13 protein-coding genes are annotated in these 8,775 nt (G+C 59.9%); 11 read left to right on the top strand and 2 right to left on the bottom strand.

The window, feature by feature from the left end; translation table 11 throughout:
* The first annotated feature begins 257 nt into the window (after positions 1-257).
* The 5 genes from AB1S50_RS18330 (at position 258) to AB1S50_RS18310 (ending at position 2,335) form a co-directional block, all read left to right on the top strand.
* Positions 258-560, top strand: a complete 303-nt coding sequence (locus AB1S50_RS18330; protein ID WP_367152621.1) for a hypothetical protein — start codon at positions 258-260, stop codon at positions 558-560.
* Between the two features lie 2 nt (positions 561-562).
* The gene (locus AB1S50_RS18325; RefSeq protein WP_367151414.1) at positions 563-826 is read left to right on the top strand and encodes a hypothetical protein; all 264 of its coding nucleotides are present in this window, start codon (positions 563-565) and stop codon (positions 824-826) included.
* A complete protein-coding gene (locus tag AB1S50_RS18320) occupies positions 823-1,314 on the top strand; it encodes a phage tail protein (protein ID WP_367152619.1) in 492 nt (163 codons plus the stop codon). The genes AB1S50_RS18325 and AB1S50_RS18320 overlap by 4 nt, the downstream gene beginning before the upstream one ends.
* Complete coding sequence (locus tag AB1S50_RS18315; protein ID WP_367152618.1) at positions 1,307-1,747, top strand: phage virion morphogenesis protein; 441 nt, start codon at positions 1,307-1,309, stop codon at positions 1,745-1,747. The genes AB1S50_RS18320 and AB1S50_RS18315 overlap by 8 nt, the downstream gene beginning before the upstream one ends.
* Before the next feature lie 204 nt (positions 1,748-1,951).
* The gene (locus tag AB1S50_RS18310) at positions 1,952-2,335 is read left to right on the top strand and encodes a hypothetical protein (protein ID WP_367152616.1); all 384 of its coding nucleotides are present in this window, start codon (positions 1,952-1,954) and stop codon (positions 2,333-2,335) included.
* A gap of 50 nt (positions 2,336-2,385) precedes the next feature.
* Here the strand turns inward: AB1S50_RS18310 and AB1S50_RS18305 are convergent, their stop codons facing one another.
* Both AB1S50_RS18305 and AB1S50_RS18300 read right to left on the bottom strand, forming a co-directional pair.
* Positions 2,386-3,114 carry a DNA-methyltransferase gene (locus AB1S50_RS18305; protein WP_367152614.1) on the bottom strand — a complete coding sequence of 243 codons (729 nt, stop codon included), beginning with the start codon at positions 3,112-3,114 and terminating at the stop codon, positions 2,386-2,388.
* Positions 3,038-3,271 carry a Com family DNA-binding transcriptional regulator gene (locus tag AB1S50_RS18300; protein ID WP_367152612.1) on the bottom strand — a complete coding sequence of 78 codons (234 nt, stop codon included), beginning with the start codon at positions 3,269-3,271 and terminating at the stop codon, positions 3,038-3,040. The genes AB1S50_RS18305 and AB1S50_RS18300 overlap by 77 nt, the downstream gene beginning before the upstream one ends.
* A gap of 165 nt (positions 3,272-3,436) precedes the next feature.
* On the opposite strand from AB1S50_RS18300, the gene AB1S50_RS18295 reads away from it, so the two are divergent.
* The 6 genes from AB1S50_RS18295 to AB1S50_RS18270 are packed head-to-tail and all read left to right on the top strand — an operon-like array spanning position 3,437 to position 7,856.
* Positions 3,437-4,330 (top strand): baseplate assembly protein, encoded by an 894-nt coding sequence (locus tag AB1S50_RS18295; RefSeq protein ID WP_367152610.1) that lies wholly within the window; start codon positions 3,437-3,439, stop codon positions 4,328-4,330.
* 4 nt (positions 4,331-4,334) lie between these two features.
* Positions 4,335-4,877 carry a phage tail protein I gene (locus AB1S50_RS18290; RefSeq protein WP_367152608.1) on the top strand — a complete coding sequence of 181 codons (543 nt, stop codon included), beginning with the start codon at positions 4,335-4,337 and terminating at the stop codon, positions 4,875-4,877.
* Positions 4,878-4,886: 9 nt separating this feature from the next.
* Positions 4,887-6,371, top strand: coding sequence for a tail fiber domain-containing protein (locus tag AB1S50_RS18285; protein ID WP_367152606.1), 1,485 nt, complete (start codon positions 4,887-4,889; stop codon positions 6,369-6,371).
* On the top strand, positions 6,364-6,711 hold the full coding sequence (locus AB1S50_RS18280; protein WP_367152604.1) for a hypothetical protein: 348 nt from the start codon (positions 6,364-6,366) through the stop codon (positions 6,709-6,711). The genes AB1S50_RS18285 and AB1S50_RS18280 overlap by 8 nt, the downstream gene beginning before the upstream one ends.
* 6 nt (positions 6,712-6,717) lie before the next feature.
* Entirely contained in the window at positions 6,718-6,918 is a 201-nt protein-coding gene (locus AB1S50_RS18275; protein ID WP_367152602.1) for a hypothetical protein, read from the top strand.
* 8 nt (positions 6,919-6,926) lie between these two features.
* A complete protein-coding gene (locus AB1S50_RS18270; protein WP_367152600.1) occupies positions 6,927-7,856 on the top strand; it encodes a hypothetical protein in 930 nt (309 codons plus the stop codon).
* The last annotated feature ends 919 nt before the right edge of the window (positions 7,857-8,775 follow it).

The raw sequence follows: 8,775 nt of genomic DNA, 5'->3' as shown, positions 1-8,775 counted from the left end.
CGAAATGAAGTAGAGCGTCTGTTTCGCCGCTTGAAAGGTTTCCGAAGAATATTTAGTCGATTTGATAAGTTGGATGTCGTTTTTAAGTTCTTCATCAACTTTTCATTGATCGCTGACCGGCTAATTAGTGTTAACAGGCCCTAAAACACCGCCGCGCAGTCAAGGCGGAAGAGCGGCGCGGCGAACTGGAGCTGAAAAAGGCTTCCAACAGCGCGCGTATACAACGCGCGCAGACGGGTGACAACCACGCCGCCGCCATGGATCTGGAAAGCGTGGGGCAGCGCGGCTGGAAAGATGACTTTTTGCTGCTGCTCACCACACTGCCGGTGGTGCTTCTGTTTATCGCCCCGCTGTATGAACTGGTGATCGCGGAACACTACCACGCCGGGGATTTGCAGCGGGCAGTGATGACCGGCTTTACCGCCCTCAAGGCCACCCCACAATATTACTGGTGGGCGCTGGCGGCCATTTATATCGACACCTTTGGCTTTCGGCGTATGTTGCGCACCGCGGTGGAAGCCTGGGCCGGAAAACGGATGTTCGGCAAAGGGCAGGGATGACAATGAACCTGAGTGAACAGCAAATGGAAGCCCTGATGCGCAAGGCGGCACGCACGGCGGTGGAGGATCTACTGCAAAAACTGGGCGTGGATACCGTCGACGTGCGCGAGACACAAAAAGATTTTGCCCACCTGCGCACCCAGCGCAAAGCCAGCGAGCAGATCGGCACCTGGACCCGCCGCGCGCTGCTGTTGTTTGTTATCACCTCCGCCTGCACCCTGTTGGTCACCGGCATCAAGGGCGCCTTCGCGGACCTGCTTAAATGATCAAACCCGACAGCCTGCGGGCTTTTATTCTGGAAGCCGTCCCCCACCTGCGGCGCAACCCCGATGCGCTGCAGGTGTTTATCGACAGGGGCAACCTGGTCAGCACCGGCGCCCCGGGTTTCGCTTTCGAATACCGCTATACCCTCAACCTGCTGGTCACCGACTATGCCGGCCACCGGGATGCCCTGGTGGTGCCGCTGCTGGTGTGGCTGCGGGAGCAGCAGCCGGAACTGTTTCAGAACCCCAATCAACGGGAACAGATCCGTTTTGAGGCGGACATACTCGACCGGGATAAAATGGACCTCTCCTTCGAGATCCCCCTCACCGAGCGCGTCGGCGTGACTCCCCGGGAGGCCGGGGGTTTTAGTGTCGAACATTATCCGGAGCCCCAGGAGGAAGCGCCCTGGCCCGCCACCCACTGGAAACTCTACCTGCGCGACCAGCTGATTGCCGAGTGGGATATCGGGGACGAACAAAACAGTGTCTGACCCGCTGCGGCAGCTGGAAACCTGGGCCGCCCCCTTGCTGGCCAAACTGGCGCCCGCCGAGCAGCGCAAGCTGGCGCGCAGTATCGGCACCCAGGTGCGCCGCCGCCAACGCCAGCGCATCGCCGAACAGAAAAACCCCGACGGCAGCGCTTTTGCGCCGCGCAAAACCCGCAAGCTGCGCGGCAAGGCCAACCGCCTCAAACGCCGCCGCAAAATGTTCCCCAAGCTGCGCAACGCCCAACACCTCCGGGTGCAATCCACGGCGGACGGCGCCGTTGTCGGTTTTCTGGGCCGCGCCGCCCGGGTGGCCAGGGTGCACCACTATGGCCTGCGCGAGAAGGGTATCGAGTATCCGCAGCGACAGCTTTTGGGTTTTAGTCATGCGGATCAGGAGCTGGTGCGGGATTTGCTGTTAAAACACCTGGCCGGTTGAATTTTTCCCAAACTCCATGAAATCTCTTCGAAATTTTTTACTGGTACAAATAAATAGAGGTATAGGCGTTTAATATTCCGCCAGTTGAATGCATAAATGTGAATTGGGTCAATAAAAAATTATCTACATTTTAGCTAAGTTATATTTTTCTAAATGGAATTAGATAGCAGTTAGTTACTTAATTCGAAATTTTAGGGGAAAATAATGCGTGACGATACCTTTGCTCTTGTCTTAGCAGTTGGCCTTTTTTTCATGGTCAGTATCGCCGCCGCTTTGGTGCGGTGGTTCGACATGGAGCTTTTGTTGGCGATCAAGTTTGCAGTGGCGGTTATTATTACTGTCTTTCTGTGTGGCGTTCTGTCTTACTTCTTCGAGTGGAGGCCGTTGAGTATTCTGGCCGCCGGCGTTTCACTATTGTGGATTCTAGGTACGTGGGTTTTGATGGAAGAACCATTTTTAGCTCCGGGAAGTGAGTGGGAAACCCCGTGGCATAGTCAACCTTGGTATACCACTTGGTGGGGAAGGTGGTTGCCTCCAGTTTTCGTTTTGGCAGCAGTCTGGTATTTTCGACAACGAGAGCTGGGGTAATATTTTTATCAGTAGAAGAACCGGAGCACGCTGGAGGTGCTCAGATTAATTTATTCTTCGGCGGCCAGTCGGGTCGATGCTAAATCATAGTATCCAGGGGACAGCTCCGCTCCGATAAACTGCTTCCCACTGCGCAGGCTTGCCACACCAGTGGTGGCTGAACCCATAAACGGGTCAAGCACGGTACCGCCCGGCGGCACTATCTCCACCAGCGATTCCATTAGTCGCAAAGGTTTCCCCACCTGGTGCAGTTTGTCCTTTGGTCTCGGCGATTCCTGAAAAACGCCGGGCAACACCACCGGATGCACGGAGGTATGCAGAGGGCCACGCGAAGCCCAGACCACATACTCCGATTGTGCCCGGAAGCGGCCGCGCTGTGGTCGGCAGCCGGCGGTTTTATCCCACACCACAATGCCTTGCCACACCCAGCCGGCCACCTGTACCGCGTCGGTAATGGTGGGCAACATACGCCAGTCGATAAAACTCAGCAGCAACCCGCCGGGTTTGGTTACGCGGTGACACTCCGTCATCCACTGGCTGGCCCAGGCGAGGAAGCCGCGCTGATCGCGAAAGTCCCCCTCAAAATCCGGAAGCTGGCGCTTGGTGTCAGTGCCGATATATTTCGCACCGGTTGGCCGTTTACGGCCGGCCATGGTCTGACTGCCGGAACAGTAAGGTGGGTCGGTGATTACCGCATCGACACTAGCGCTCGGCAGATTGCGGAGAATGGACAAGGCATCGCCCTGGTGGAGAGTATATCTTTTGCTTGGCTTCTTCATGTGCGCTCCGATCCGGCACTCCCAGGCGCTCGGATTCGGGGCTCTTGGCTCTCAGAATATTAAAGGCCCCGCAGCGGGGGCATTTGATTTCGATGCGCTCGGCGACCGCGGTGCGCGCCAGCAGTTTGGAACAACGCGAACAACGAAAATCCAACATGGTACTCCCCGGTGGCACTGAGCGTTGGCGTAGATTGCTACTGACACCTATGGGCCTCAATCCTCTCTCTGAATTCGATGCCGCGAATCCCGCAGCCCTTGTAACCAGCACTGCTACAAGCCGCCGCCACTGCGGTCATGCCGGCGCTCGCGCACCATCGCGGGCATGGCCAACACCTTTACCGCTGTGGATCTCTCCCGGCTGCCGGAGCCGGACGTCGTGGAAGCGCTCGATTTCGAGTCCATCTTCAGCGCCATGCTGTCCGACCTGCAGGGCCGCGACACCACCTTCGACGCCCTGACCGAAGCCGACCCCGCCTATAAAATTCTTGAGGTGGCCGCCTACCGGGAACTGCTGCTGCGCCAGCGGGTGAACAACGCCGCCCGCGCCGTGATGCTGGCCTATGCCGAGGACGCGGACCTGGACCAGATAGGCGCGCTGTTCGGGGTCCAGCGTCTGGTGCTGAATCCCGGCGACCCGGTGAACGGTATCGATCCCACAGTGGAATCCAACACCGAATTCCGCCGCCGTATCCAGCTGGCCCCGGAGGGGTTCAGTGTCGCCGGCCCCGAGGGCGCCTATATCTATCACGCCCTGGGCGCCGACCCCGGTGTCCTCGATGCCAGCGCCACCAGCCCCAGCCCCGGCGATGTGGTGGTCTCCATCCTCGCCCGGGAGGGTGACGGCACAGCGGGCGCGGCACTGCTGAACAGCGTGGCCGCGGTGCTGCAGGCGGACCATGTGCGCCCCATGACCGACCGGGTGAGCGTGCAGTCCGCGCAAATAATTTCCTATGTGGTGGAGGCCACCCTCTACACCTACGCCGGCCCCGGCGCCGCGGTGGTGCTGGCCGAGGCCGAAACGCAGCTGCAAACCTATATCGAAGACAGCCACCGCCTGGGCCGCGACGTCACTTTGTCCGGTCTCTACGCCGCCCTGCATGTGCAGGGGGTGCAGCGGGTAACACTCAATCAGCCCACTGCCGATATCGTCGTCAGTCGCATCCAGGCCACCCACTGCACCGCCGCCACCGTCACCCACGGCGGCGTGGACGAATAGCCTCGTGGCCAGCCTGCTGCCCGCCAACGCCACCGACGCCGAGCGCGCCCTGGAAGCCGCCACCGCGCGCATCGCCGAGGTGCCGGTGCCCTTGCGGCAACTTTGGAATCCGGACAGCTGCCCGGCGAAGCTGCTGCCCTGGCTCGCCTGGGCCCTGTCCATCGACGCCTGGAAGGACTACTGGCCGGAACAGGTGAAGCGCGAGCGCATCCGCAACGCCATCCAGATCCAGCGCACCAAGGGCACCGCCTATTCCGTCTGCACGGTGGTGCAGAGTTTTGGCGGCGCCGTGCAATTGAGCGAGTGGTGGCAGCAGGATCCGCCCGGCGCGCCGCACACCTTTGCGATGTGGCTCACCCTCAACGGCTCCGGCGGCCAGGAGGCCAGCGCCCAATACGTGGACGACGTGATCGCGGAAGTGGAGCGCACCAAGCCCGTGCGCAGCCACTGGAGTTTTACCCAGGGCGTCGAGGCCCGCGGTTGTATCGGTTTTGTGGCCGCGGCCCGGCCCGCCGTTTACCGCCGCCTGCAGCTGCAGGCGGTCTGAGGAGCTTTTATGAGCGGATTGCAGATCATCGTGACCGACGCCGGCCGCCAGGCGCTGATCAATGCGGACAACACTGGCACACTGCCGGTGCGCATCGCCAGCATCGGTGTCACCGCCGGGGTGTTTGTTCCGCAGGCATCCCAGACCCAGCTGCCCGGTGAAATCAAACAACTGGATACTTTTGCCGGCAACGCGGTGGCCGACAATACCCTGCATGTCATCATCCGCGACGATGGACCGGACACCTATACCTTGCGCGGTTTCGGCCTCTACCTGCAGGACGGCACCCTGTTCGCGGTCTACGGCCAGAGCGGCGTGATACTGGAAAAATCCACCCAGGCCACCCTGCTGTTGGCCGCGGACGTCTGTTTTACCGACATAAATGCCACCGACCTGAGTTTTGGCGACACCAGCTGGATCAACCCGCCGGCCACCACCGAGACCCCCGGCGTGGTGGAGCTGGCCACCGATGCGGAACAGGTCGAAGGTGCGGACGCCGGCCGCGCCTCCACACCCAGGGGCGTCAAGGCCGCGCTGGATGATCGCCTGGGACAAGGCGCCCCCAAAAGTTTTGGCAAAACCCTGCTGGCCCAGGACGACGCCAGCGGAGCGCGCCAACACCTGGGGCTGGGGGACGCCGCCACCCAAAACCAGGGCCCCGGCAATGGCCTTCACGCGGACAAACTGGATGGCGAAGAGGGCAGCTACTACCTCAACTGGGAGAACTTTACCGACAAACCGCTCAGCTACCCGCCCGCCGCCCACAGCCACGCCGCCGCTTCCATCACCAGCGGCATTTTTGCTGCGGCCCGGATTCCCGCGCTGGACGCCGGTAAAATTAACAGTGGTATCTTTGACACGGCCCACATCCCCCCACTGAGCGCCAGCAAAATCACCAGCGACACCTTTGACGCCGCCCGTATTCCCCCGCTGGATGCCGGCAAAATTACCACCGGTACCTTGGGCTCAGCGCGCATTCCCGCGCTGAGCGCCAGTAAAATCACCAGCGGCACCTTTAACGCGGCCCGTATTCCCACACTGTCCACGAGCAAGATCAGCGGCCTGCAAGCCGCGCTCGATGCCAAAGCCTCCCTGGGCGCCAGCGTCACGTTTAACAACATCACGTCCAATTCCGGCAACCACCACACCCCCGCCAGCCGCCACTATTTCGACAAGCAGGTGCAGGCCAACGGCGGTTTTAAGGTTTATTCCTCCCGCTTCACGAAAAAAAATATTCGGCCACTGCAGCTGGGATTCGAGGTGCTGCGCAAACTGCGCCCGGTGCGCTACCAATACCGCCAAAACATCTGCCGCGACCAGCGCCCGCGCCTGGGCTTTATCGCCGAGGAGGTCAAACCCCTGCTGTCGGAGCCGGTGGTGGACGATGGGCGCAGCCTGCCCGCCATGGACTACGACCAGATGCTCGCCCCCGTGGTTGGCTGGCTGCAGCTGCTGGATTCGCGACTGTTAAAACTGGAGAAGGGCCATGCCTAAAACCAACGCGCGCCTGCGCGAAATCGCCCCCGGTGTCCTGGCCGAACGCCTGGCCACCCAAGTCCACCTGTTTTGGAATCCCGCCGACGACAGCGCCAGCATCGCCTTTCAGACCAGCGAACACCTGTGCGTCGCCGGGCAGTGGCAACCCCTGGTGCCCGATGCCGTCGGTGGCCAGGTGCTGGAGTTAAATCTCGCCGATATCCGCACCCGCACCTTCGCCAGCGGGCTCAACGATCCGGTCACCGGCGTGGATCTCGGCGGCGTCACCCCCGCGGGCCTGATGCTGCTGATCAAAAACGCCTTCGACAAACTCTACAACGAAGCCCAGGGGGAGTGAGCGGCCATGCAATGCCGGGAACAACTGGATTTTATCCGTCAGGTATTGATGGACTTTGGCGGCACCCTGCCGGTGTCCGCGCGCGTCTGCTACGAGCCCATGGCGCAGCGGCATTTTGACGCGCTGGCCGCGGCCCTGGCCGACCGCGACGAAAAGAAAAATGGATTCAGACCCGCCGGGGATAAACCCATACCCGACTTGGATTAGCGTACACCATGGCAAGCGGCTACCAGACCAGCAGCGGCAGCGACCTGGACAGTGTTTTTGATCCCTATGTCCAGGGCACCAAGCCGGCGGCCACCGGCTACCAGACCAGCGACGGCCGCGATCTGAACCAGCGCTATGCGCCCCTGTCCTTTGGCAGCGCGGCCGCGTCCACCGGGATCAAACTGGCCAGCGGCGCGGACCTGAACACCCTTTGGGCGGCCAGGGGCACCGCCAGTTATTACACGCCCATGAGCAACGCCAGCCTGTCCCGCAGCAGCTCCAGCAAAGAGGCCATCAGTACAGGCAATACCACACTGACCAGCGACTCGGTCACCACCAGTGTCAGCGGCGGCGAGGCGCCCTATACCTACACCTGGCAGAAGGTCAGCGGCACCACACTGACCGTCAACAGCCAGGGGTCCGCCGCCACCACCTTTGCGCGCAGCGCCGGGGGCGTCAACACCACCTCGGTGTATCGCTGCAAAATTACCGATGGCAGCGGGGCCTCCATCTACACCGGCAATATCACCGTCAACTTTACCCACTACCGGCTCAACGCGGCGGCGATTGTGGACCACGAGAATATCGATGTCGCGCCGTCTTATGTACACGCCTATGTGGGGATCTATCGCAACGGTTCCGCGCGCGGTGGCGCCAACTATGTGGAGCCTGTCAGCAGCACCGTTGGCGACGGTTTCGAGGTGCGCTTTGATTCCAGTTCCTCCCAGCTCACCTATGGCAACTGCGACCTGGCCACGGTGTACACAATCAACGGCTCGCGCACTATCGGTGTAACGGCGCATCAATCGCAAATCCACAAGCCCACCATCACCAAACTCTCGGATGTGCGCGTGCGTATCCGCAAAAAGAACGGCAGCTGGCTGATCGACAAAGTGGTACGGGTCAAGGCCACCTGCCTTGGGGACGGCCCTCTCTGATACCGGCTACAAGTGGCAAATCCCGCCTTTAGCTTAAGAGGAGTATCCGGGCAAGCGTATTGTCTTTATGGCTCTAATAAGTGTGATGCAATTCACCTTATGCTCTGGATGTAATGACCTGTAATTGCTTAGGCCTAATCGACATTGTATAAGTCAAGAAAAATTAAAAACCAGACTTCAATTAATCATGCTTCGTCAATTTCTTGTTCTAGTCGTGTCTGTACTTAGTTCAGCTGATGTGCTCGGTGAGCCCAGTTACTTTATCAGGCAATCCGTTTCCCCCCCAAAGTATCCCACTGGATTTGCGGTCTGTGATGCATTCAGACAACAGATTCAAGATTCACAAGACGAAGTTAATCCAGGTGGTACAACAACAATAGTGCAAGCCCCTCCCGAGGATTTGTACCCCAACCTTAGAAGAACCGCTACATGTCAAGTTAATTGGAGTAGGACAATCAATGGAAATACGAGCAGTTTCGATTTCTACGCTAATATAGCCAGGGGGGGCTGCTTAGAAGGTCGATCACCAATACCTGGGTCAGGTGAATACCCTGCTGAGCCTTATGATTGCCAGCAATCTCCAGCGTGCCCATCGCCCCTAACCTATGATTATGTTACGGCGACCTGCCAAAAGGAGTGCCCAGCCGATAAACCCTGGGACGGCGTTGCGCGAGACTGTGGGGCCCCGCCCGAGCCTCAAAGCTGCAACAACCTGGCCGGCAATCCCATCAATTTTTTTAATGGCCACAAGCGGCAGAAAGAAATCGTTTTCGAAGCGGAGGGGGATTTCCCGCTAACCTTCTCCTGGCGCTACAACAGCTTTGGCAACCACCAAAAGACCGGTGCTGGCTACAGCCTTGGCGCCGGCGTTAGCGGCGCAACCACGGTACATACCGAACAGCCATTGCCTGCCGGCGAA

The sequence above is a fragment of the Microbulbifer discodermiae genome, from assembly GCF_040742695.1.
Taxonomy (GTDB): Bacteria; Pseudomonadota; Gammaproteobacteria; order Pseudomonadales; family Cellvibrionaceae; genus Microbulbifer.
Note: the sequence above shows the minus strand (reverse complement) of the source record. Positions and strands in the feature narration are given on the sequence as shown.